At 44.8% G+C, this 24,651-nt stretch carries 19 protein-coding genes and 1 tRNA gene; 4 read left to right on the plus strand and 16 right to left on the minus strand.

All coding sequences use genetic code 11. The annotated features are described in order from the left end of the window. Positions 1 to 20: 20 nt before the first annotated feature. Positions 21 to 524, minus strand: coding sequence for a VC2046/SO_2500 family protein (locus tag L1D37_RS10585; protein ID WP_275665496.1), 504 nt, complete (start codon positions 522 to 524; stop codon positions 21 to 23). Between the two features lie 248 nt (positions 525 to 772). Further along, on the minus strand, positions 773 to 1,357 hold the full coding sequence (gene sodB, locus L1D37_RS10590; protein WP_004734050.1) for a superoxide dismutase [Fe]: 585 nt from the start codon (positions 1,355 to 1,357) through the stop codon (positions 773 to 775). Between the two features lie 269 nt (positions 1,358 to 1,626). On the opposite strand from sodB, the gene L1D37_RS10595 reads away from it, so the two are divergent. Further along, the gene (locus L1D37_RS10595) at positions 1,627 to 1,965 is read left to right on the plus strand and encodes a Grx4 family monothiol glutaredoxin (RefSeq protein ID WP_239847881.1); all 339 of its coding nucleotides are present in this window, start codon (positions 1,627 to 1,629) and stop codon (positions 1,963 to 1,965) included. Between the two features lie 98 nt (positions 1,966 to 2,063). After that, complete coding sequence (locus L1D37_RS10600) at positions 2,064 to 2,693, plus strand: DsbA family protein (RefSeq protein ID WP_239847882.1); 630 nt, start codon at positions 2,064 to 2,066, stop codon at positions 2,691 to 2,693. 42 nt (positions 2,694 to 2,735) lie between these two features. Here L1D37_RS10600 and L1D37_RS10605 read toward each other — a convergent pair whose 3' ends face one another. The 4 genes from L1D37_RS10605 to rnt form a co-directional block, all read right to left on the minus strand. After that, entirely contained in the window at positions 2,736 to 7,094 is a 4,359-nt protein-coding gene (locus L1D37_RS10605; RefSeq protein ID WP_239847883.1) for a transporter substrate-binding domain-containing protein, read from the minus strand. A 46-nt stretch (positions 7,095 to 7,140) separates the two neighbouring features. Continuing rightward, on the minus strand, positions 7,141 to 8,484 hold the full coding sequence (locus L1D37_RS10610) for a response regulator (RefSeq protein ID WP_239847884.1): 1,344 nt from the start codon (positions 8,482 to 8,484) through the stop codon (positions 7,141 to 7,143). A 275-nt stretch (positions 8,485 to 8,759) separates the two neighbouring features. Next, positions 8,760 to 10,085, minus strand: coding sequence for a Na+/H+ antiporter family protein (locus L1D37_RS10615; RefSeq protein WP_026084414.1), 1,326 nt, complete (start codon positions 10,083 to 10,085; stop codon positions 8,760 to 8,762). Positions 10,086 to 10,149: 64 nt separating this feature from the next. Beyond that, entirely contained in the window at positions 10,150 to 10,794 is a 645-nt protein-coding gene (rnt, locus tag L1D37_RS10620) for a ribonuclease T (protein ID WP_017632534.1), read from the minus strand. A gap of 188 nt (positions 10,795 to 10,982) precedes the next feature. Between rnt and L1D37_RS10625 the strand changes: the two genes are divergently transcribed. Further along, on the plus strand, positions 10,983 to 11,864 hold the full coding sequence (locus L1D37_RS10625) for an OmpA family protein (RefSeq protein ID WP_017632535.1): 882 nt from the start codon (positions 10,983 to 10,985) through the stop codon (positions 11,862 to 11,864). A gap of 102 nt (positions 11,865 to 11,966) precedes the next feature. Here L1D37_RS10625 and L1D37_RS10630 read toward each other — a convergent pair whose 3' ends face one another. Together L1D37_RS10630 and gloA are read right to left on the minus strand one after the other, a co-directional pair. Continuing rightward, a complete protein-coding gene (locus tag L1D37_RS10630) occupies positions 11,967 to 12,401 on the minus strand; it encodes a DUF2753 domain-containing protein (protein ID WP_004734047.1) in 435 nt (144 codons plus the stop codon). Positions 12,402 to 12,867: 466 nt separating this feature from the next. Further along, positions 12,868 to 13,284 (minus strand): lactoylglutathione lyase, encoded by a 417-nt coding sequence (gene gloA, locus L1D37_RS10635; RefSeq protein WP_004734046.1) that lies wholly within the window; start codon positions 13,282 to 13,284, stop codon positions 12,868 to 12,870. A 764-nt stretch (positions 13,285 to 14,048) separates the two neighbouring features. On the opposite strand from gloA, the gene L1D37_RS10640 reads away from it, so the two are divergent. Continuing rightward, on the plus strand, positions 14,049 to 16,802 hold the full coding sequence (locus L1D37_RS10640) for a cation-transporting P-type ATPase (protein ID WP_176680198.1): 2,754 nt from the start codon (positions 14,049 to 14,051) through the stop codon (positions 16,800 to 16,802). A 179-nt stretch (positions 16,803 to 16,981) separates the two neighbouring features. Here the strand turns inward: L1D37_RS10640 and nth are convergent, their stop codons facing one another. From nth to L1D37_RS10680, 8 genes are all read right to left on the minus strand, one after another. Beyond that, complete coding sequence (gene nth / locus L1D37_RS10645; protein ID WP_176680197.1) at positions 16,982 to 17,617, minus strand: endonuclease III; 636 nt, start codon at positions 17,615 to 17,617, stop codon at positions 16,982 to 16,984. Between the two features lie 183 nt (positions 17,618 to 17,800). Beyond that, on the minus strand, positions 17,801 to 18,493 hold the full coding sequence (locus L1D37_RS10650) for an electron transport complex subunit E (RefSeq protein WP_076656929.1): 693 nt from the start codon (positions 18,491 to 18,493) through the stop codon (positions 17,801 to 17,803). Then, positions 18,493 to 19,122: an electron transport complex subunit RsxG gene (gene rsxG, locus L1D37_RS10655; RefSeq protein WP_239847885.1), complete on the minus strand. Its 630-nt coding sequence runs from the start codon at positions 19,120 to 19,122 to the stop codon at positions 18,493 to 18,495. Before rsxG ends, L1D37_RS10650 begins: the two co-directional genes overlap by 1 nt. Positions 19,123 to 19,134: 12 nt before the next feature. Continuing rightward, positions 19,135 to 20,181, minus strand: a complete 1,047-nt coding sequence (rsxD, locus tag L1D37_RS10660; protein WP_017631119.1) for an electron transport complex subunit RsxD — start codon at positions 20,179 to 20,181, stop codon at positions 19,135 to 19,137. Next, on the minus strand, positions 20,181 to 22,898 hold the full coding sequence (rsxC, locus tag L1D37_RS10665) for an electron transport complex subunit RsxC (RefSeq protein ID WP_239847886.1): 2,718 nt from the start codon (positions 22,896 to 22,898) through the stop codon (positions 20,181 to 20,183). The genes rsxD and rsxC overlap by 1 nt, the downstream gene beginning before the upstream one ends. 7 nt (positions 22,899 to 22,905) lie before the next feature. After that, positions 22,906 to 23,499: an electron transport complex subunit RsxB gene (rsxB, locus tag L1D37_RS10670; RefSeq protein WP_004734040.1), complete on the minus strand. Its 594-nt coding sequence runs from the start codon at positions 23,497 to 23,499 to the stop codon at positions 22,906 to 22,908. A 2-nt stretch (positions 23,500 to 23,501) separates the two neighbouring features. Continuing rightward, complete coding sequence (gene rsxA, locus L1D37_RS10675) at positions 23,502 to 24,080, minus strand: electron transport complex subunit RsxA (RefSeq protein WP_004734039.1); 579 nt, start codon at positions 24,078 to 24,080, stop codon at positions 23,502 to 23,504. 366 nt (positions 24,081 to 24,446) lie between these two features. Further along, positions 24,447 to 24,522 (minus strand) — tRNA-Asn (locus tag L1D37_RS10680). Positions 24,523 to 24,651: the final 129 nt, after the last annotated feature.

The following is a 24,651-nucleotide window of genomic DNA, read 5'->3' on the forward strand; positions in this document are numbered from 1 at the left end:
TCGAGAAAGCGGGGCTGAAGTTATACCTGAGCTTGAATTTGATACTGACGTTGGGCAGTCGATAGCCCGTTGTAGAGTGTGGCATGAGGCAAGTCAGGGACATGCTTGTTCGCCAGTTTACGTCGGTCGTGACCTGAAAGGTTTTGGTAAACCTCTTCCGGGAAGTCAGCTGTATCTTCAGGCATAAAAGCCAAAGCTTCGGGTTTCAAGTAATGGCTGAGTTTTGCGCTGGCAAGGCTAGCCTGATGAAAATGATTAGATTGTTGCGCTGAAATCTCATAGGAAGATTGGTTTGAACGCAGTTGCTGCGGTTCTGCTACGCCAAATTGCTTGCGTAGGCGATCTTCATTTGTTTCTGTAACTTCAATGGTGTCGATGGGCGTGCAATCGCGAACATCATTAGAAAACATAGATAGCAGCAACGCGAAATCTGCACGGCGACCTTGCTCAACCGCTTGGCTGATCCCGATGCCGAACTTCAGTTCGTTGATGATTCCTGCTTTGTCTAAAGTATGTATTTGCATGACGCCTCTCATTTGATACACCTTTAACGGCATGGAGTCGGCAAACTTTAGCCTTTAATTACAGGCGAATAGAGAATTTATGCAGGGCTATTAAGAAAGGTAATAATAGGTTAAAAAGCAGGCTCGATTGGCTGATTTGTTTCGTCATGTTCGTATTGATAGGAATACGACAGATACAAAAAAGCTCACGCCGAGGCATGAGCTTTCAATAGGTAACTCGCTATAAATAGCGCAGCTTAGGTAATAGATTACTTAGCTAGGTTCTCTTCTACGAAAGACCAGTTTACTAGGTTCCAGAATGCAGCCATGTAGTCAGGGCGAACATTGCGGAAATCGATGTAGTAAGCGTGTTCCCATAGGTCAACAGTTAGAAGTGGAGTAACACCTTCTTCTGTTAGAGGAGTAGCAGCGTTAGAAGTGTTAACGATGTCTAGAGAACCGTCAGCTTTCTTAACTAACCAAGTCCAAGAAGAACCGAAGTTGTTGATTGCTGAATCAGTGAATTTCGCTTTGAATTCTTCGAAAGAACCGAATGCAGCGTTGATAGCTTCTGCAACAGCGCCAGTTGGTTCACCGCCTGCTTTAGGAGCAAGACAGTGCCAGTAGAACGTGTGGTTCCAGATTTGAGCAGCGTTATTGAAAACACCACCAGTAGAAGTCTTAACGATCTCTTCTAGTGTTTTGCCTTCAAACTCAGTACCTGGGATAAGACCGTTTAGCTTAACAACATAAGTGTTGTGGTGCTTACCGTGGTGGAAATCTAGCGTTTCTGCTGAGATGTGTGGTTCTAGTGCGTCTTTCGCGTAAGGAAGAGCCGGTAGTTCAAATGCCATTGCTCAATTCTCCATTGATATGAAAGAGTTAACTCTTTCGATTGCTTCCAGTGATATTATTATTCATGGCTCGCTATACTGCCAACCATGGTCAATTTGCTGACTTGCGATATAGTTTAGCAAGTTTTTACTTTATTAAAAGCTTATTTCATCACTTTTGTGTGAATTGTTAGCTTAGCTTGTTAACCGCTTTTTTTATATGGTTTTTATTCTTTTGGTTTGGGGTAGAATAAAGGCAATAAAAGCCGTAATCCATTAACGAGGAAGCAATGGAAACTATCGATAAAATCAAACAGCAAATTGAAGAAAACACTATTCTACTGTACATGAAAGGTTCTCCTAAGCTACCTAGCTGTGGTTTCTCTTCTCAAGCGTCTCAAGCTCTAATGGCATGTGGCGAGAAATTTGCTTACGTAGATATTCTACAAAACCCTGATATCCGTGCAGAGCTTCCAGCTTATGCACAATGGCCAACTTTCCCACAACTTTGGGTTGAAGGTGAGCTAATCGGTGGTTGTGACATCATTCTTGAGATGTTCCAAAAAGGCGAACTTCAGCCAATCATCAAAGAAGCAGCAGCTAAAGTTGCTGATGATGACGCTGAGTAAGCTCTAGCCTTTGCGCTGAATAGTTAAAATGAGGGGCCTTAATCAGGCTCCTTTTTTGTTGGAATTGATAGAAGAGTCGACTCGATAAGGAACGAACAATGAACGTAAAACTTCATTATGTGCATGACCCAATGTGCAGCTGGTGTTGGGGATACAAGCCAACGCTTGAGTTGTTGAAACAACAATTGCCTGCGAGCATTGAGTTTAACTACGTTGTGGGTGGCTTGGCTCCAGATTCTGATGAGCCAATGTCAGAAGAGATGAAAGACAAGCTGCAAGCTATCTGGAAGCAGATCGAAGCTAAGCTAGGGACTGAGTTTAACCACGAGTTTTGGACTGAGTGTAAGCCTGTTCGCAGCACTTACCCAGCGTGCCGTGCTGTAATTGCAGCAGGTTTTCAAGATCACTACGAAGCGATGCTGGAAGCGATTCAACATGCGTACTACCTTCGTGCGATGTTGCCACACAGTCAAGATACGCATCTCCAGCTGGCTGAAGAGCTAGGCATGAATGTACAACAGTTTGAAAATGATCTTTCTAGTAAGTTATTGGAAAGTGAATTAGATGATCAGTTAGGCTTTAAAGAAGCGATGGGTGTGTTTTCTTACCCGACGTTAATGCTTGAAGTTAATGGCATTTTTAGTGAAGTTGAATTGGATTACCACTCAACTGAAGCGACGCTTAAATCTATTCGCGAAATTCTAGTGAATAACGCTCCCGCTGCATAATCTAGCGAGAGCTGTCTGTATTGACGCAACGACTTCTAAGGCTTACTCATAAGAGTAAGCCTTTTCTTTTGTCTGACGTAATTGGTTTATCTCCTCTGTAAACCGTTCGAATGTGTTAGTGACTTCCGCGATTGATGCTTCAATTTCTGATTCGACTTGCTCTAAGTCCGTGGCTTCGGTTACAAGGTCATTTGCTTGTGTCTCAATGAATGCGAGCGGAGAAGCAATCGTGTCACATGCCACCATTTTTGCTGCGCCTTTAAGTCGGTGTGCCGTGGTTTTTAGTTCTCGGTATTCCTTGTTAGCCCACAGGTCGTTTATCCGTTTATTATCTTCAATGAAGCTTACGGCAAACTCATCAAGCAAGGTCATTACTACATCGTGATCTTCGAAGAGATCATAGAGTGCGGCGTAGTCGATCACTTGATTGTTGGTATCGCTTAAGGCGTCTTGGGTGATTGCAGGAATGAGGTCTTCGCTTGGCTCTAAGCTCTGATTATCCTCAAAGCTCTGTTCAATACCTTGGAACAGCATCGAAAATTCATTGGCTTCTTCGTCTTTATTGGTTTCCTCGTCTTTAGGTGAAGAGTTTGATGAAGCACTGACTTCCTGATTCTGTGCCTTTAATTCCTCTACGTTGTAAACATCAGTTTCACGAACCGGGTTGGAATCGTCGATTGCGGGCAGCCACTTCTCAATGGTTAATCTCATCTGCTTAATCGAAACGGGTTTAACCAAGAAGTCATCCATGCCGTGCGCGTAGCAGTTAGCATCTTCACCTTGCACCGCATTTGCCGTCAGCGCGACGATTGGCAGTCTTTGAGTGTCTTGGTTAAGTTCCTCTTTGCGTTGTTCTATTTGACGAATGCTTGATGCAAGTGTGTATCCGTCCATTTCGGGCATGTGGCAATCGGTTAGCAATAGACCATAGCGTTTATCTTTCAAGGCGTTCAGAGCCAACACTCCGTTATCCACGATGTCGGCGTGGACACCAATATTTTCAAGCTGTTTGGCGATGACTTGCTGGTTGATGGGATGATCTTCCGCGACCAGAATCAGCCTACCGTTGAGTTCAGCTTGTTCACGAGTCTCTGTGGCGATCGGCGCTTTAGTTTCGTTGTCTAATGGCGATATTAGATTGTCGTGACTGACGGGTTTCGTTAGAACGTGAACTAAGTTATCGGGCAGTAATGGGTTAACCGATAAACACCAAGAGTTGCCTAAAGGCTCAGGCGAGAGCATTGGATTTTGGTTGATCACTGTGAATCGTGTTGAGCTTGTATGTTGTTGAATCCAGGCATCGGTAATCGCCAGTTGCTGCCATACAGACATCGCCACAAAGATGTGTTTTGGCTGATGTTTGACGACCATTTCTTTGAGCAGGTGCTTTTGATTAATATGCAGAACCTTTGGTTCAAGGCCGAAGTGTTTCAGATATCGACACAACTCTTCTTGTTGAAGAACGTAACCAACCACATACACCTCGTGTGAGTGATTACCAACATCTAGTCCAAGAGAGTTCTCAGTCTCCGAAGTGCAGAGCAAAGTTTGTGGCAGAGCCAAAGCGTTGCTGACTGCCTGTTCAGGCGTACAAGTTGGGAGAGTAACGGTAACCGTAAAGTGGCTGCCTTTTCCTTCTTCACTCGACAACTCTATGGTGCCATTCATCTGTTCAATCAACTTCAACGCGATAGACAGCCCAAGCCCTGTGCCCCCAAAGCGGCGGCTGGTGGTTTTGTCGGCTTGTTCAAAAGGTTGGAATAAACTTTGTTGTCTGTCTTTCGGGATACCTATGCCCGTATCTGAGACGGTGAGGCTGATTCTCTGCTGATGTTCGTTTTTCTCAATAACGTCGACATGTAACGAAATTGTCCCGTGTTCGGTGAACTTAATCGCATTATTTAGGAAGTTGTTCAGAATCTGGTGGAGTCGTATGTCATCTGCGAACAACCATTGAGCGAGATTTGGATCTTGCCAATAGTGGAAAGCCAAGCCTTTTTGCTGTGCGTGAATGGATTGCGGCTGTACGATGCGGGCTAATACTTTGCCAAGCTCAATTTCGGTCGGGTTAAGCTCTAGTTTTCCTGCTTCAATCTTGGAGTAATCGAGTACGTCATTAACGATGTGCAGTAAGTTACGAGCTGACTGATTCAATCCTCCGTGTAGGTTGAGTAACTCTTCACTCAGTTGATGTTCTTGCATTAATTCCAGTAATCCTAAGATCCCACTGATTGGGGTGCGAACCTCATGGCTGATAGTCGCTAGGAATTGCGACTTAGCAGCGGTGGCACTTTCTGCTTTCTGGCGAGCATTGTCTAAAGCCTGTTGCTGTTTCTTCAGCAGAGTAATGTCTGTAATCACCGTGTTCCATTCGATAGCCTTGCTGTTCGATATCTGGCTATTAAATTTCACCCATTTCAGTTCACCAGACTCTAACTGCACTTGCTGTTCGCTTTCCCAATGCCCGGTTTCAATAGCATCAAGCATACTGGCTTCAAACTGTGGTAGATCATCCTTTGAGATAAGCTCGAAAAGATGTTGAGGGTGCTCTTTTACACTATCCACGGATAAGCCGAACATATCGGTTACACCGGCACTGACGAAGCTAAACTGGATATTCAAAGGCTGTTGAGGGTGCGTTTGAATATGTTTTAGCACCACCCCATCTATATTGTCGGCCAGTGTTTGTAAATGAGCTTCTGCGGCTTTGGCGCGTTGTTCTGCGACTTTTCGCTGCTCGATTTCTGCTGCCATTTTACGGTTCCAGAATACGATTACGAAAATGACCACAAAGATCCCAAGCCCGATGATCACCGACCATTTAGCTACTTCGCGTGGCGACAAACCTTCTTGGTATTCGTAGGTTAACCATTTGTTTTCCAAACGCTCAAGTTCATTGGCAGGCAATGCGCCAATGGCTTTGTTGAGAATACTCAACAGCATGGGGTGGCGGAAGTTAACGGCTAAAGCCAGTGGTGCGCTGTTTTGTTTGTTGATGGTGCCGGTGATTTTGAATTGCCCTACATAGTCTTGATGCAATAAAGGCGCGGCATGATGAAGTGAAGCAAGCGCAAAACTGATTTCGTCTTTCTGTAATGCTTGGAAAGCGCTGACGTGATTGATGTAAGGGACGGCTTGGCAAGTCAGGCAGAGAGAAGGTAGAACCGTTGTGCCTCCCGAACTTTCAATCACACCAATCGCTTCGGTGCCACTTGGCGCAAAGTTGCCTAATCGATCAGAGCGACTCAATAACACCCAAGGTTCAAAACTGTAAGCTTGAGTGAAGTCCATGTATCGGATTTTATCTGTGGTTGGCGTGATGTTGGTTAGCACCATAGTCTCACCATTATTGAATGCGACCTCTGCTGCTTCTGGTGTTAGGTAAGTGGTACTTTTAAATGACACGCCGAGCACATTACTGATTAGATTTAAGACGTCAGCAGATAAGCCGGAGTGTTGCTGTTGCTCGTTGGTAAAGTCGTAAGGATACCAATTGGAGTGTGTGCCTACAGGGATGGACGGGTTGTTATCAAGCCAGTTCTTTTCGTCTTGAGTTAAATTCAATGTTCCATAATCCAGCAACATCGAGTGTTGAGAGGGAGCAAGCCATTGATTGTAAATCGATTGCAATGAACCTTGCTTGATGTCCTCTAAAGCGAAGTTGATTCGGCTGAGTAGTTTGTGTTTTCCTTTTTTGACCGCGAAGTGCAAGTGGTCAGCTGGCAGATCAGGAAGAACTGATAGCGTAAGTGAGTCTTTAGGTTGTTCTCGCAGTAATGCAGAAAGCGCAAGTGCGTCACCAATGTAAGCATCAACATGGTTCTCTTCAATCGCTGTGAAGGCCGCTTGTGTGCTGTCTAGCGTGGTAATTCGACTGTCTGGAAGCAAACTAGGAAGAAGGTCATTGAGTGCAAACCCTCTCTCTAGCGCTAAGTTTGCGGTTGCCAGTTCACTTAGGTCGTTTATTTTCAAGTTTTGAGTAATGACCGCTCGTCGGATCGAGAACATCGGTTCACTAAAGGTCATGTATTCTTGACGCTCTTTGGTCGAAGAGACGCCTACCAACAAATCTAATTCACCTCTTTCAAATGCACTAAGTACGCCGCTAAAAGTTGGGAATAGCTCTATTTTATATTTGAAGCCTGCGTTTACCGATACCTCGTCCAACATGCTGATGAGTAGCCCTTCAGAAACAATGTTCCCAGAGGGCGTTTGATGTTGGTAGCTATAAGGGACCATGTTGTAAGAAGGCAGGCCGACACGCAATACAACCTGGTTATTTGACGAGTTTTCTAAAGGTGTGCTTTCAGCAAAGCTGTGCAGTGGCCACATGAATACCGTAAGGCAACTCAATAGAAAGGCGACACACCACGTTTTCGTTCTTGTAGCATTGTTCTGCATAAAGACATCCTGTCGTTTACGTACTCATTTGGGTTTGACGGCGTGCTCAACTAACGGCGGCCAAAGACGCTTTGGTTAGCGTGGGTAATGCAAAATTGTCTGCTTGTTGTAGTGCCATACGCTGCAAAAGGGCGAGACTGGTGTGGTCTGCTTTTAGATGGATCTCTATTTGGCGCTTTATTTGGTCGACTTTGTCTTGTAGACCCAAGGCTTGATTACACAGTGCTAATAAGAAGAAGGCTTCGACATCATTGTCTGAGAATTCGTTCATCGAAATGCTCTCAATACGCTCTTTTGCCACCTCATGCTGTTCGAGTTGAATGAGTTGTAAGGTTCGACAAAGCTTCAACAACGGCTTGCTGAGTGCGTATGACTTTTCAGAATGAGAGAGTCTTTGCCAAGCAACTTCAGGTTTCCAAAGTGCTAGCTCTTTTTGAGTGAGGGTTAAACTGTCTGCCCACAAGATCAGTGCTCGCTTACCTGCAGAGTCCCAGATCGAGTGGGGGATGAGTTGAGCAAGCGATTTGAGGTGTAAGGTCGCTTGTTCGATATTTTTATCTAATAGTTGTAGCCAAACCATGGTGTTGTTCAGCTCAATATTACTGCCGTTTACGGTGAGCACTTGGTCGATTAGCTCGTTAGCCGATTCGAAGTCACTGGTATTGAGACAGATCTTGACCTTAAGTTGCTGCAATTTGATATTGCGAGGGTTGTTTTCTATCAAGCCATCTATCTGGCTGAGCGCGTCGTGATAATTCTGTTTATTGATATGGATTTCAACCAGCTTGACCTTGGCAGGCAAGTAATCATGAAGCTGCAACAAACCATTCAACATGGCTTGTGCTTCATCGAGGTGGTGATTCTTAATCAGAATGTTCGCCATGTAGATAATGGCGTCTTTCAATGTCGATGGGTCAGGGGCTTTACCAAAGAGCGGCTTTACCGCGTTAAGCCCATTCTTAAGATAGGCTTGCTCTAGTGTCGAAAAGTATTGCTGTCGACATAGGGCTGATGTCACTCGTTTTATGATGTCATCGGCTCTTATTGGCTTGATCAGGTAGCCATCAGGTTCGAAGTGAGCATAACCAAAGAAGATGTCTTGGCTATCATTGCCCGTCACTATAAACACAAGAGTTTGTGGTTTGATTAACTCTTTCTGCTGCAAAAACTCAAGCAGTTGCAAGCCATTACTACCTGAGCCTAAATCATGGTCAATCAGTAAGATATCGAATCGATGTGCGCGGCAAGCCTCAATCGCATTTTGGGCATTGGAGGCGCTGATTACATTGTTGTTCGGAACACCGAGTTTGATAAGCAGTGCGCGTGTCGCACTTTGAATGACGCTGCTGTCATCAATGATGAGGTAGCGCGATCGGGCGAGTATATCCATATAGTAGCCTTCTGACGTATTGAGCCTTGCCGCTTGGTCTTCTATGAATTAGCGGCTTATTTATTAAACACTTAAGTGTAGAAGTGAATTTAATGAATAGCCATGAGTTGCATATTAATGCGCACAGGATAATGTATAGAAAGTGACTTTGGTTCAGAAGGTTAGCTTATTTCTAAAGTTATAAAGAAAGAGGGGAAAGAGGCTAAATACAAAAAAGACCGCACGAGGCGGTCTTTATAAAAGTAAGCGTAGGGCTCTTTAACTACAGAACCGAATTACAGAACCATTGCAGCAATCCAACCGAATACGATCAGTGGGATGTTGTAGTGCAGGAACGTCGGTACTACGGTTTCCCATACGTGCTCGTGTTGACCATCAGCATTAAGACCAGACGTTGGACCTAAGGTTGAGTCAGAAGCAGGAGAACCCGCATCACCAAGCGCTGCAGCTGTACCTACTAGCGCGATCGTTGCCATTGGTGAGAAACCAAATGCTGCTGCTAGTGGAACGTAGATAGTTGCAAGGATTGGAATCGTAGAGAACGAAGAACCAATACCCATAGTCACCAGTAGACCAACAATTAGCATAAGCAGTGCAGCTAGAGGCTTGTTGTCACCGATGCTGGTTGAAAGCGCTTCAACCAAAGATTCAACGCCGCCAGTTTGCTTCATTACTGCTGCGAAACCTGCCGCTGCAATCATGATGAAACCGATCATTGCCATCATGTGAACGCCTTTGGTGAAGACATCTTGTGTCTCTTTCCAAGCGATTACGCCACCGAAGGTGAATACCATGAAACCAGCAAGAGCACCGATGATCATAGAACCCGTCGATAGTTGAACCGTTAGTGCTGCAACGATACCCGCCGCTGCTACTAGGATGTGCTTCTTGTTGATCTCTTTTGTCTCAGTTGAAACAATCGTGTGAGATGTTTCTTTGTATTGACGAGGCTTACGGTAAGTAAAGAATACTGCCGTTAGCAAGCCGAAGATCATGCCCGCAGCGGGTAACAACATCGCCATTGGTACTTGGCTTGCTACTACGTTTTCAAGACCATTGTCGTGAAGGTTTTTAAGCAGGATGTTGTTTAGGAAGATGCCACCAAAACCAATCGGTAAAACCATGTAAGGTGTAATCAAACCAAAAGTCAGCACACACGCAACCAGACGACGGTCTAGGTTCATTTTTGCGAATACGCCTAATAGAGGTGGGATTAAGATTGGGATGAAGGCTATATGTACTGGAATCACGTTTTGCGAAGACATGGTCACTAAGATCAACGACGCAAGGATGCCGTATTTAAGACCAGTCGATGCTGCACTGTTCTCTTTGCCGTGAATGCGTTTGATAACACTTTGAGCAAGTAGGTCTGTGATACCAGAACGTGAGATAGCAACAGCGAATGTACCAAGCATAGCGTAGCTAAGTGCAATCGTTGCACCGCCGCCTAATCCACTTTCGAAAGCCGCGACTGCGTCGTTCAAGCTCATACCAGAGGCTACGCCACCGATAATTGCACTGAACGTCAGAGCAACGACTACGTTTACACGCATCAAAGCTAAAACAAGCATGATGCAAACTGAAATTACAACAGGATTCATATTATTCTCGGGATGTTGTGTTTTTTATGAAGGCAATACGAAAAAACGTTTACCGACTCTATTTTTATTCTTCGTCAACAAGAGGCCAACCACCAAGGGCTTTCCATTTGTTTACTATGCCGCAAAATAACTCTGTGGTTTTTTGCGTATCATACAAAGCAGAGTGTGCTTCTTTGTTGTCAAATTCCATCCCTGCAGTGCGGCAAGCTTTAGCCAAAACGGTTTGACCGTAGGCAAGACCACTAAGAGCTGCAGTGTCAAAAGTTGCAAATGGATGGAACGGGACGCGTTTAAGCTTACAACGCTCACTTGCCGCATTAACGAAGTTCAAATCGAATGTAGCATTGTGAGCGACCATGATTGCACGACTGCAATCTGAAGCTTTTTGTTCTTTTCTCACTAGCTTGTAGATTTCTTTAAGGGCTTCTTGTTCCGACACAGCACCACGTAATGGGCTAAATGGGTCTTTAATTCCGTTAAAGTCTAATGCTGCCTGCTCTATATTTGCGCCTTCAAAAGGCTCAATGTGAAAATGAAGCGTTGATGCAGGTTGCAGATCTCCGTTCTCATCCATTTTTAATGTAATGGCACAGATTTCTAATAATGCATCGGTTTCTGCGTTAAACCCTGCGGTTTCCACGTCGATGACCACTGGAAAATAGCCGCGAAAGCGTTTTTTTAGGGTCAGAGCTTCGTTTTCTACAGTCATGTTAGCCCAAATAAGTGTGATTAAGGCTGCATTATTGCAGATAATAGCAGTGATAAAAACTAGGGAAGGGCAATAAATCATAAATTAGCCGACCCATTGCGGCTTGATAATTGCATATTTAAACACGAGAGAAAAATGCGGCAATTGGCTGCATTGTTAAACGAATTGCTTAAGAGATACTCCACTTTATGAAGAAACAACTCATAACAGGTTCAATGCTATTTTCGCTTCTTATGTCGTCATCGGTAATGGCACAAGAAAAGCGTTACGGAGCATCTCCTCAACAGTCGACGTGGGAGATGGTGGCTAACACGCCACTAGAATGTCGCTTAGTTCATCCAATCCCCAATTTTGGTGACGCTGAGTTTTCATCTCGCGCGAGTAAAAAAATCATTTTGGACTTTGAGCTTAAAATGCGCCGCCCAATGGGGGCGACTCGCAATGTTAGCTTGATTTCAATGCCACCACCTTGGCGTCCGGGCGAAAGTGCGGATCGTATGACTACTATTAAGTTCTTCCAACAATTTGATGGTTACGTGGGCGGACAAACGGCTTGGGGTATTTTGAGTGAGCTGGAGAAAGGGCGTTACCCGACATTCAGCTACCAAGAGTGGCAAAGCCGAGATCAACGTATCGAAGTGTCGTTGTCGTCAGTGCTGTTCCAAGAAAAATACAATGTGTTCAGTGATTGTGTTGCCAACTTACTGCCTTACAGCTTTGAAGATATCTCTTTCACTATCTTGCATTACGACCGCAACAGCGATCAGCTGAATAAGTCGTCACGTAAAAGGCTGAGCCAGATTGCCGATTATGTTCGCTACAACCAAGACATTGATCTTGTGCTGGTGGCAACGTACACCGACTCTGTCGACAGCAAAGGCATTAGCCAAAACCTTTCAGAGCGCAGAGCTGAATCGTTAAGAGAGTACTTTAAATCTCTCGGTTTGCCAGAAGACCGCATTCAAGTACAAGGCTATGGTAAGCGTCGCCCGATTGCCGACAACAACTCGCCAATTGGTAAAGACAAGAACCGACGCGTTGTTATCTCACTGGGTAGAACGCAGGTTTAGCGCCAATAAAATCTAAAGCTTAAATTAAAAAGCCCGTCGTCATGACGGGCTTTTTGTATTTGAATCAACAGACTAAATATGTCGTCTGTGAAAGGGGCTTGCTTAGTTCAGGCGAAAACGAGCAATCATTTCACAGTTAGTCGCGGTATCGATTTTTTCCACCATAGAAGCAATTTTAGGGTTGGGATGGCGTTTCATGAAGTCGATAAGCGCTTTCTTACAGCAACCAATAGAATCGATAAAGCTAGAACATTGCGTGTTAGGGCACTGAGGGATCAGAGTCAGTACTTTTTCTGAAGCCAGTTGAAGGTACTTAAGTTCGTACTCAGTATCTCCAGCCCAGCGCCAGAATTGCGCAAGATTGTGGCAAGAGATCACCGAGATAAGTAGGCGTTCATCGGCTTGTATATCGGTACGCTCTGTGATTTCTTCGCTTAAGTTCAATGCTTGCTGATAGTGAAGAATACTTCGTACAGGATCATCGAGCTGCAATGCCGTATCGGCGAGTAACGTGTGTTTTTCCCATTCGCTAATCATTGTATTACCTCACTAATCAATAGGTGGTTAATTTAAATGATAATCATTATCATGTAAAGTTTCATCAGTGAGATTGTTAATAATATATAGGGCATGTTGACCTTTTGAGCTTGTTTTTGCAGCGAGTTGCTGGGTTTATATGGAAGGATGAGGTTTTGATATGTCGTTTTTTTATCAGAGAAGTTGATAACGTAGTCGTTAATAACCAGCAAACGCTGCCCAAGGGTTCGGCAAAAAGCGTTTTTCTCTTTGTTGAGGGAGACTTGCTTAAAACGACTAGGCTACTTCTCCCTCGCCGCGATTAAAACGCTTTTATCTCGAACAAAACTCAACCGCAAAACATCAACAAGCCCTAGTAAAGAATATCGATTGTGGGGAGAGTGATAAAAAAGAAGCGAGCACTATGCTCGCTTCTTTGTTCATTTCATCAGGCGTTCTAGCCTAATCTTGCAAAGGTATTTAGGAATTAACCTTCTAGACCTGCGCTTGCTTGTTTGTTCTGAATCAGCTCAATCATGTAGCCGTCAGGATCTTTAACGAATGCGATGTGCGTAGAGCCGCCTTTTACTGGGCCTGCTTCACGAGTCACGTTACCACCTGCTGCTTTAATCGCGTCACACGTTGTGTAGATGTCATCAACACCGATAGCAACGTGGCCAAAAGCTGAGCCAAGGTCATATTCAGTCGTGCCCCAGTTGTACGTTAGTTCAATCACAGCACCTTGAGATTCGTCGCCAAAGCCAACGAAAGCCAGTGTGTATTCGTACTCTTTGTTTTCATTCTTACGTAATAGCTGCATGCCCATTACATTAGTGTAGAACTCGATAGATTTGTCTAGATCACCCACGCGTAGCATGGTGTGTAAAATACGACCGTTTGACATGATTTGCTCCTAGCTTTTTATTGGTTGTTTCTTTTATAGCACTATATATGAGCAAGCTCATAAGCAACACCAAAGAGATGACAAGTTTGGTCATATTTTCTTATTCCCATCATCTGTCTTACTCTCCGTCTCTACCTTTTCTTTCATTTGTATTACAATAAAACCAAAGAAAACGGCATTCTTAATTTGTCCATCACTAGAGCCTAGTTCGATATTTTGCATAAGTAGTAAGTTCAAGTGTTGCTATTTTTCGTGAGGTCCAAGAGTAGCCTTAGTTATTGAATTGTGATTTGTATCTCCATCTTGTTACTGAACCGCCTTCATTTTTACAATTGGCATCTAACTTTCCATTTTATCAATTTATGATTACGCCAATATTTCCCTGTTTATAGAAAGGTTATTCCGATGTTTTACTTCGTTATTAAGGAATTTTCGATAAATTACGCCAATAATCAGTGGTTTTTACGAAGTAATAAGGGGTGTTTATTTTTTGTACTTACTCTTATTAAACAATGGGTTGAGTTTTCATTGTTGGTTTTATGTTTGATATTTTGGGTGGTTATGTTTTTAAAGTGGTTGTCAAGTGTGTATCAAGTGTTTTTTTGTGATCTTTGCTAAATAGAGAATCCTTAATATATAGTTTTTCAAGCGCACTAAATCGACTAAATATTCATTTTTGATTTGTGCGATTTTTTTATCATATAAAAATAAGTATTATTTTATTACATTAGCCTCGATGTGAGGCATTGATGTGGAGTACTCAAATGACGAGTAAATGGTTTACACAACAAAGTTCAGATGTTCTAAAGGAACTGAACGCGGATCAAACTACAGGTTTATCAAATTCTGAAGCGGATGCACGCTTAGAGAAGCACGGTACCAACGAGCTGACAGCACAAGAGTCTGCGTCTGCATGGGAACTGTATATTCATCAATATAAAAACCCACTGATTTTTATTCTAGCTGTTGGTGCAATCGTTTCTTGGTCTACTGGCCACGCCATTGATGCTATCGCTATTGCAGTGATTATTCTTATTAATACTGGTATTGCATTCTGGCAGGAGTTTAAAGCTCAGAAAGGGATGGAAGCGCTAAAAGAAATGGCAGCTCCAGAAGCCGAAGTGATGCGAGATGGTAAATGGATCAGTGTTCCAGCGAAAACCCTCGTTCCTGGTGACATCATTAAAATTAATACTGGCGATATTCTGCCAGCTGATGTTCGTATTCTTGAGTCAAACCGTCTGACGGTCGATGAGGCAGCGCTGACCGGTGAATCTGAGCCAGTGAATAAGCAGTCTGAACGCCTTGAAGATGAGACTCTTGGTCTTGGCGATCAGAAGAACATGGGCTTCATGACAACAATAGTGACTACGGGTACAGGCCTTGCTGTTGTAACAAGCACAGGTATGCAAACTGAAGTTGGTCACATCGCTGATATGATGAACCAAACGGAAGAGACGAAAACACCAATGCAAGAGCGTATGGACACTATCGCACTCGCATTATTGGTTGTTGCTCTTGTGGTTGTTGCTATTGTTTGTGCTATCGGTGTTTACCACGGTATGCCATGGTTAGAAATTCTAACAACAGGTATCTCTTTGTCGGTTGCCGCTATTCCTGAAGGTTTGCCAACGGTGGTTACTATCGTATTAACGATGGGCTCGACTAAGATGGTTAAGAATAATGCATTGGCTAAACAGCTAGCAGCAATCGAAACGCTAGGTTCTACAACTGTTATCTGTTCAGATAAAACAGGTACGCTGACACAAAACCAAATGCAGGTAATGAAAGCGTACGATGTGTCTGGTCGTTACTGGGATGTGTCAGGTAAAGGTTTTGATCCAAAGGGTGAATTCATTACCAAAGGTCACAATGTCGAAGCGACAAACAGCCCTGCAATGATGAAAGGTCTTGTAGTTGCAACACTTTGTAATGATGCTGAATATGTAAATGCTGATGGTAAATGGACGGTTCGTGGCAACCCGACAGAAGGTGCACTAATTGTTGCAGCGGCAAAAGCTGGTCTTAAACAAGATGAAATGCTATCAACGGGAGGCTACTCAATCGTTAAGAAGTTCCCGTTCGATTCTGGTCGTAAGATGGCTTCTGTTATCGTTCGTGACCCACAAGGTAAGCACTTCCTAGCATTGAAAGGCGCGCCAGATGTTGTTCTTGGTAAATCAACTAGCTTCATGGTTGACGGTGGTTTCGTACCAACGCTTGGCTGTGGAGTATCAGGCAACTTGGCTCTCGATACTGCACCGTCTCAAGATCTTCATTTAAACTTTGAAGAGGCAATCCAAACCTTTGGTGGTGATGCTCTGCGTACACTTGCCGTTGGTTTCCGTGAATTAAAAGAGGAAGAGCTAGAGTTAGACTTCCCTGAGCTTGAACAAGACGTCAGTATCCTGGGTATCTATGGCATCATGGATCCACCACGCCCAGAAGTGCGTGATGCAGTAAATAGCTGTTATAGCGCTGGTGTTCGTACGGTAATGATTACCGGTGACCACGCAGTTACGGCAGCAGCGATTGCTCGTGAAATCGGAATCATCCGTAGCGAAGATGATCTAGTGGTAACGGGTACTGAGCTTGATCAAATGGATGACGAGAAGCTGTTGTCTATCTGTTCTCAGGTTGCAGTATTTGCACGTGTTACTCCAGAGCACAAGCTGCGTATCGTAAAAGCGCAGCAAGAGAACAACGAAGTTGCCTCTATGACCGGTGACGGTGTGAACGATGCGCCAGCACTGCGTCGTGCAGACATTGGTGTTGCGATGGGTATTACAGGTACTTCTGTTGCGAAAGACTCAGGTGACCTTATCCTGTTGGATGATAACTTCAGTACTATCGTGAAGGCGGTACGTCAGGGTCGTCAAATTTTCGATAACTTACGTAAGTTTATCCGCCAAGCACTTACAGCGAATGTGGGTGAGGTTTCGGTAATCCTATTTGCATTCCTACTCATGGGACCAGATGTAGTACTTCCGCTAACTCCACTAATGATTTTATGGGTTAACCTCGTTTCTGATGGTCTACCAGCACTCGCACTCGGTGTTGAGCCAGAAGAGAAAGATCTCATGGAGCGTAAGCCAGGCAAACGTGACCAAGGCTTCTTCTCTAATGGTCTAGGCGCTCGTATCCTAACTCGTGGTCTCGCATTAGGTGGTCTAAGCTTTGTGACATTCTCTTACGCACTCGACGGTGGCTACAGTGCTCAATACGCACAAACCGTTGCGTTTTTAACACTGATCTTTGCTCAACTTTGGAGCTTGTTCGATGCACGTACGTTTACAACGATTTATCGTAAGAATCCGTTCACTAACCACTACCTACTTGGTGCGGTGGCAGTATCGGCTATCTTGTCTTTAAGCGTTGTTTACACAAGCTTCGGCCAGCTGGTATTCAGCACAGAAGCACTAGAGTTTGATCACTTAATATCGTTAATCTTCATTGCAGCAGTACCAACATTTGTTCTATCTGCTATCAAGGAAGTGACTAAAGTGAAGTTTATCTAAGACAGACTTCTTAGCTAAATAATTGAATCCCGCCCCAAAAGGCGGGATTTTTTATGCCTGTTATCTTGGGAACGTAGAATGAGAAATGAAAACTGATATAGAGGCGGCTTCTAGAGAGTCATAATAAAAAGCAGCGCTTTAAGCGCTGCCGTATTGATTAATCGTTGTGAACGGAAAGACTAATCTTCGGTCTTCTCTTTGAACTCACATAGGTCTTCAATGATACAACTGCCACAGCGTGGTTTACGCGCGACACAGGTGTAACGTCCATGAAGAATGAGCCAGTGGTGGACATCCAATTTGAATTCTTTTGGAACCACTTTAAGTAGCTTGGCTTCGACATCATCGACTGTCTTACCCATAGCGAGCTTAGTGCGGTTCGATACACGATAGATGTGAGTATCAACGGCAATAGTTGGCCAACCAAAAGCGGTGTTGAGTACAACGTTAGCTGTTTTACGACCAACGCCAGGAAGGGCTTCTAATGCCGCACGATCTTCCGGCACTTCACCGTTGTGTAGGTCAAGCAGCATTCGACACGTTTTAATGGTGTTTTCTGCTTTTGAATTAAACAGGCCGATTGTCTTGATGTACTCTTTTAAGCCATCAACACCTAGGTCGAAAATGGCTTGTGGAGTATTAGCTACTGGGTAAAGCTTATCCGTTGCTTTGTTGACACTGACATCGGTTGCCTGTGCTGATAAAAGTACCGCGATCAGCAACTCGAAAGGGCTGTTCCAGTTAAGCTCAGTCTCTGGCTTTGGGTTGTTTTCTCTTAAACGCTCAAGTATTTCTACTCGTTTTACATTGTTCATAGCGACATTACTTTCAAATAGTTAGGGCTTGAGCTCCGGAGTTGGTATTCAATAAACTCTCAATGCTCAGGCTTTATCATCGGTTACGCGCTCTTATGAGCGTCATTATTATGTGTACTTGGTCAATCTAATTACCTGCTGAGCGGTTGAGCTACTCAGCAGGTTTTAAGCTACTGTAACTTATTAAGCATTGGTAACGCGAGCGCGTTCAATGACTGGCTTTTCTTGTTTAGGCTGTCTAGATTTTGCTTGGTTGTCGATGATGTTTTTCAACGCAATCAAGAAACCAACACCAATAAAGGCACCCGGTGGAAGCAGGGCTAGCAAGAAGCTGTTATCAAATTGGAATATTTGGATTCGTAACACAGAAGCCCAATCACCAAGAAGCAGGTCTGCACCATCAAACAGAGTGCCGTTACCAATAACCTCACGCATTGCACCCAGTACAACCAGTACCGATGTCATGCCAAGACCCATCCAGAAACCATCTTGAGCAGCAGGCAGCACTTCGTTTTTAGAAGCGAAGGCTTCAGCTCGGCCAATGATGATACAGTTGGTTACGATCAGTGGGATGAAGATACCCAAAGACAGGTAAAGGCCATACGCGTAAGCATTCATCAGAAGTTGAACACAGGTTACCAGTGATGCAATGATCATTACGAAGACTGGAATACGCACTTCTTTTGGCACGTGGTTACGAACCAGAGAAACTGCAACGTTCGAACCAACCAATACAAGCAGAGTCGCAATACCCAGTCCAAGTGCGTTCGTCACTGTTGAAGACACAGCCAACAGAGGACATAAGCCAAGAAGTTGAACTAGGGCAGGGTTGTTAGCCCACATGCCATTTTTGATTAGTGTTTTATGGTCACTCATTATTCACCACCACAATTTAGAGGTTGAGCAAGCAATGCTTGGTTGTTTTGGTTAACGTACTGAACCGCTTGTTTTACTGACTTCACAACCGCTCTCGGAGTTATAGTAGCGCCAGTAAACTGGTCGAAGTCACCACCGTCTTTGCGAACCTTCCAACGGTCTAGATTAGAATCTGTTACTTGCTTACCTGCAAACGAAAGAATCCAATCACTCACACGCAGGTCAATCTTATCACCCAAGCCCGGAGTTTCTTGGTGTGAAAGTACTCGAGTACCTAAAATAGTACCGTCAGTTTTCATTCCAACAATGACTTTAATCGCGCCATTGTAGCCGTCTGGTGCAATCGCTTCGATCGCAATCGCGCTTGGCTCACCATTAAGTTTAGCGATGTAAGCTGGCATCGCTTGTTCAGTACCAAGTTCTTCTGCTTGAACCAAAGTACAAGACGAAAACAGTTCGTTGTCGTGAAGATCGTGCGGGATCACTTGGTTAAGAACAGACAGTAACTGAGCCTGTTCTTGCTGTTTGATCTGATCTTTGGTCAGGTAGTGAGTCACCGCGACCAAACCTGTTGAAGCACACGCAAAAATCGCGAGTACAAGGCCATTTTTCTTAATAGCATTTAGCATGGTATCCGCTCCTTAGTGACCGTACGTACGAGGTTTGGTGTAGTAGTCAATCAGTGGAACACACATGTTGGCTAACAATACAGCAAACGCCACGCCATCAGGGAAACCACCCCAACTGCGGATAATAAACACTAACGCGCCAATCAAGGCACCAAATACCAATCGACCTTTTACTGTCGTTGAAGCTGAAACCGGGTCAGTTGCAATGAAGAATGCACCAAGCATGGTTGCGCCAGACAATAGGTGAATAGTTGGAGAAGCGGTTTCACCTGGCGTTAGGATTAAGAACACTAAGCTAAACAGCGCAAGGCTGCCGATGAACGCCACAGGAATATGCCATTGAATCACGCGTTGCTTGATAAGTACCAAGCCGCCAACGAGGTAAGCAAGGTTCACCCATTCCCAACCTACGCCAGCTAGCCAGCTAAATTGCGGTTGAGACAGAGCTTCAGACGCTGTGTTACCTGCCGTTAATGCGGTTTTGAATGCATCAAGCGGCGTTGCCATTGTGGTGCCATCAATACCAAGGCGTGCTTGTTGAAGAGACAAACCTTCGTTATTGAACCCCGTGAAGATCATCAAGAAAGAGTCAACAAAGCTTGTTGCTTCTGCCGTTAAGCTGGCTGGAGCATTCCAACTGGTCATCTGAACTGGGAATGAGATCAGCAAAACAACGTAAGCCACCATCGCTGGGTTAAATGGGTTTTGCCCAAGCCCGCCATATAGGTGCTTTGCAATAATAATCGCGAAGAACATACCAATCACTAGAATCCACCACGGTGAGTGTGGAGGAATAGCGACACTGAGCAGCCAAGCGGTCACAACAGCACTGTAATCACGTAGCGCCATTACTGGCGGGCGTTTTCTTAGCAGCATTACGGCTGCTTCAAAGGTAACAGCAAGTGCGATAGCAAATACTAACTGGATGAGCGTACCCCATCCAAAGAAGTAGGTTTGAGCTAGTAGACCTGGCAATGCACAAATAGCCACCCATTTCATCAGATCAGGGGTGCTTCTACGATTGTGTGCGTGCGGTGAGCTGGCGATAAAGAAGGCCACTACTCTTTCTCCTCATTGTTCTTTTTATCTTGCTCTTGCTGCGCTTTTCTTGCTTTAGCGCGAGCAATTGCGGCAGCAACAGCTGCTTTTTTAGGATCGACGGGTTCTGATTGAGCCTCAGATTCAACCACAGTCTCTTTTTCAATTAATGGTTCAGCCACGGCTTCAGGAGTGATTTCTTCAGCTTCGACCTGCTTAGCTTGCTGTGCTTTTTTCGCTTTAGCGCGTGCGATAGCGGCAGCAACTGCGGCTTTCTTAGGATCGACAGTTTCTGGTTGAGCATCAGCTACCACTTCGAGCACTGGATCAGGCGTTTCTGCTGTCTCAGTCTGTTTCGCTTGCTGAGCTTTTTTTGCTTTGGCGCGAGCAATCGCAGCAGCAACCGCGGCTTTCTTAGGATCGACTGACTCTTGTTGAGTTTCAGCTTCAACTTCAATTACTGGCTCAGGCGTTTCTACTGTTTCAGCTTGTTTTGCTTGCTGAGCTTTCTTCGCTTTAGCGCGTGCAATGGCCGCAGCAACTGCGTCTTTTTTAGCATCGCCAGAGCTTCCAGTTGGAGCTTCACTTTCTGTTTGAATAGTCGATTCCGCTTGCTGTGCTTTCTTTGCTTTAGCACGAGCTATTGCAGCAGCAACGGCATCTTTCTTGGCATCACCAGTACTTTCAGCAGGAGCCTCAGAAGCTGACTCCGCTTGTTGTGCTTTCTTTGCTTTAGCACGAGCTATTGCAGCAGCAACGGCATCTTTCTTGGTATCACCAGAGCTTTCAGCTGGAGCGTCACTTTCTGTTTGAATAGCTGATTCCGCTTGTTGTGCTTTCTTCGCTTTGGCACGAGCTATTGCGGCAGCGACGGCGTCTTTCTTAGCGTCGCCAGTACTTTCAGCAGGAGCGTCAGAAGCTGATTCCGCTTGTTGTGCTTTCTTAGCTTTAGCACGAGCGATAGCGGCAGCAACAGCATCTTTCTTGCCATCACCAGAGCTTTCATCTGGAGCGTCAGCAGCTTGTTGTGCTTTGCGTTCTCTAGCTTGACGCTTACGCTCTTCACGTAGCTTCGACATTTCAGAGTTGTCTGGTTCAGCGCCGTCTGCTTTCTGAGCCGCAGCTTGTTTCGCTTTTGCCTTAGCAATCGCAGCTGCAACCGCAGGTTTCACTGTTGGCTCTTCATTTGGAGCCTGATCAGCAGCGGCTTTTTGTGCTTTAACTCGTGCAATCGCAGCAGCAATTGCATCGTCACCGTCTGCCGCTTTCATGTCTTTGCGACGGTTATCCGCGGCTTTCTTGAAGCGGTTTTCGCGTTCTGCTTTGTCACGCTCCATACGAGCGTTTTTCTCTTCGAAACGAACCTTGGCGCGCTCTGCGGCCGTCGCTTCGTCTTTTCTTGTTTTGATTTCAGCTTTCGCTTGGCGATAGTACTGAACAAGAGGAATCTCACTTGGGCAAACAAACGCACAAGCACCACATTCAATACAGTCTTTAATGTTTAGCTCTTCGCACTTGTCCAGCTCATTGGCTTTCGCGTGCCATTGCAGCTGTTGAGGCAGCAGAGAGGCAGGACAAGCTTCGGCACAAGCACTGCATCGAATACATTCCATCTCGTAAGTGCTTGGTGAAATTTCACGACGCGTTGGCGCTAAAATACAGTTCGACGTTTTCGTGATTGGCACATTGGCATGTGGCAAGGTGAAGCCCATCATAGGGCCGCCCAAAATCAAACGCGGCAGCTTTTTATCGGCTTTGTAGCCAAACTCTTCAAGCAACTCATGTACTGGCGTGCCTAATAGCGCCCAAACATTACGAGGTTGTTTAAAGGTCTTACCGGTTAAAGTCACAACGCGGTTAACGACAGGTTCACCGTCGATTACTGCTCTCTTAATCGAGTAGAGAGAGCCTACGTTCTGAACCAAAACACCAATATCTGCAGGAATACCACCGGCAGGAACCTCTTTATTGGTGAGGATCTTGATGAGCTGTTTCTCACCACCGGAAGGGTATTTGGTTGGGATAACACGAATGACGATATCTTTGTCTCTCGCTGCAATCTCAAGTGCTTTTATCGCGTCTGGCTTGTTGTCTTCAATACCAATCACGGTCAGTTTTGGTTGAAGGATATGTTCAACCACTTCGATGCCTTTTAGTACTTCTTCGGCATGTTCTTGAAGCAACTTGTCATCAGAGGTGATGTAAGGTTCACACTCAGCAGCGTTGACGATCAAAATGTCAGTACGGCCAAGGCCTGACTGCAGCTTTTTCGCGGTAGGGAAGCCTGCACCGCCCATACCTGAAATACCAGCTTGGCGAATCACATCAAGCAGTTCGTCAGAGGTCTTTGTCGAAAATTCTTCAACTGGGTGTTTTTCAATCCAAGTGTCTAAACCGTCAGGTTTAATAACCACACTGAGTTCGCTTAAGCCCGAAGGGTGAGCAGTAGTTCTTGGTTCGATAGCAGTAATCACACCTGATGTTGGTGCGTGTACTGGCAAGGTAAAACCCGTGTCCAAGGCAGTCAGTTGTTGGCCTTTTAGTACGGTGTCACCCGCAGCAACCAATAAGTTACCTGGCTTACCGATGTGTTGTTTTACAGGAAGAACGATTTCTTCAGGAAGCCTTGCATGAACGATGTCAGTGGTATTGGACTGTTTCTTGTTTTCAGCAGGGTGCACGCCGCCCGGGAAGTTCCAAATAGAGCCCGTGCGAATTTGTTCAATTAAAGAGATCATACTAACCCTACGCCTTAGGCTCTGACGCAGTCGCATCAGTCGCTTGGTTAGTGATATCAGTAACAGGAATGATGTTCATCTGCCATTTCCAATTTTCAGTCGTTGTTGCCACTGGAATCATTTCGATACAGTCAGTAGGGCACGGTGCGACACATAGATCACAACCTGTACATTCATCTTTGATAACTGTGTGCAGTGCCTTAGTGCCACCAACAATGGCGTCAACAGGGCAGGCTTGAATACACTTGGTACAGCCGATACACATATCTTCATGAATGAAAGCAACGGTTTTTACTTTGTTATCTAAGTCATGAGCGGAGTCTTCAACTTCTACGCCCATTAAGTCTGCTAGCTTTTCAATGGTTGCTTGGCCGCCTGGAGGACATTTGTTGATTTTGTCTCCGTTAGCGATCGCCTCTGCGTATGGACGACAACCTGGGTAGCCACATTGGCCACATTGAGTTTGCGGTAAAATGGTATCGATCTGATCAACGATAGGGTCGGCTTCTACTTTAAAACGGATAGAAGCAAAGCCCAAAATAGCGCCAAAAACAGCGGCTAAAACGGCTAGTGCAATGATCGCAATTAAAATGGTACTCATGCTTATTTCACCAATCCAGTAAAGCCCATGAATGCCAGAGACATTAGGCCTGCTGTGATCATCGCAATTGATGCGCCTTTGAATGGCATTGGAACATCAGCAACCGCAATACGCTCACGCATCGCAGCAAATAGGATAAGAACAAGGGAGAAACCAACCGCTGCGCCGAAACCATAGATGATCGACTGAATGAAGTTGTGGTTTTCATTGATGTTCAAAAGTGCCACACCTAACACCGCGCAATTAGTGGTGATAAGAGGTAGGAAGATACCCAATAGGCGATAAAGAGTCGGGCTGGTTTTGTGAACGACCATTTCCGTAAATTGAACAACCACCGCGATAACCAAGATGAAGCTCATGGTACGCAGGTATTCAATACCCAGAGGGGTAAGGATGTAGGTTTCTACTAGGTATGCAGATACCGACGCTAACGTCAGAACGAAAGTCGTCGCGAGGCCCATGCCAATCGCAGTCTCCAGTTTCTTGGAGACTCCCATGAAAGGACATAGCCCTAAAAACTTCACTAGCACAAAGTTATTGACCAGCACTGTGCCAACCAACAACAAAAGGTATTCGGTCATAATGGATTAATTCTTGAGATTCCGATCCCGATATTATCCTGCTTTGCTCACCTAATAACAACCAAGGATCACTAGGGATTTAGATACTTGGCGAAAAAAACATCAGGTAATCGTTTGATTATTAAAGTTACATTAAGTATAGACGGGCAATTTTTACTTGGTGAGACAAGTTTATAGGAGTGGTTGAGTTGGAGCTTTGACAAGATCATTCGTGAGTTGGGTATGTTCTTAGTGCTAATTACAGGGGAATAATTGTTGGTTCTTGGGAGAGTAGAGTTATCGAAGGAACGTCAAAAAATAGCAAAATGCCGACTAAAAGCTTCAAAACGCAAAAAGCCGCATCGAGTGATGCGGCTTCTTTAAATTTGGCTCCCCTTGCAAGACTTGAACTTGCGACATACGGATTAACAGTCCGCCGTTCTACCAACTGAACTAAAGGGGAATTGCTTGTTAGCGACGCGAATTCTAATAACAGTCCGTTTTTCTGTCAACAAAAAATAGCAGAAAAAAGTAAGATAAAAAACTTTACTTTCTGGAACGCCTTATTGGATTTAGCTTTGCTTTAGTTATC

Source organism: Vibrio sp. Isolate33 (assembly GCF_022397895.1).
GTDB lineage: Bacteria > Pseudomonadota > Gammaproteobacteria > Enterobacterales > Vibrionaceae > Vibrio > Vibrio pomeroyi.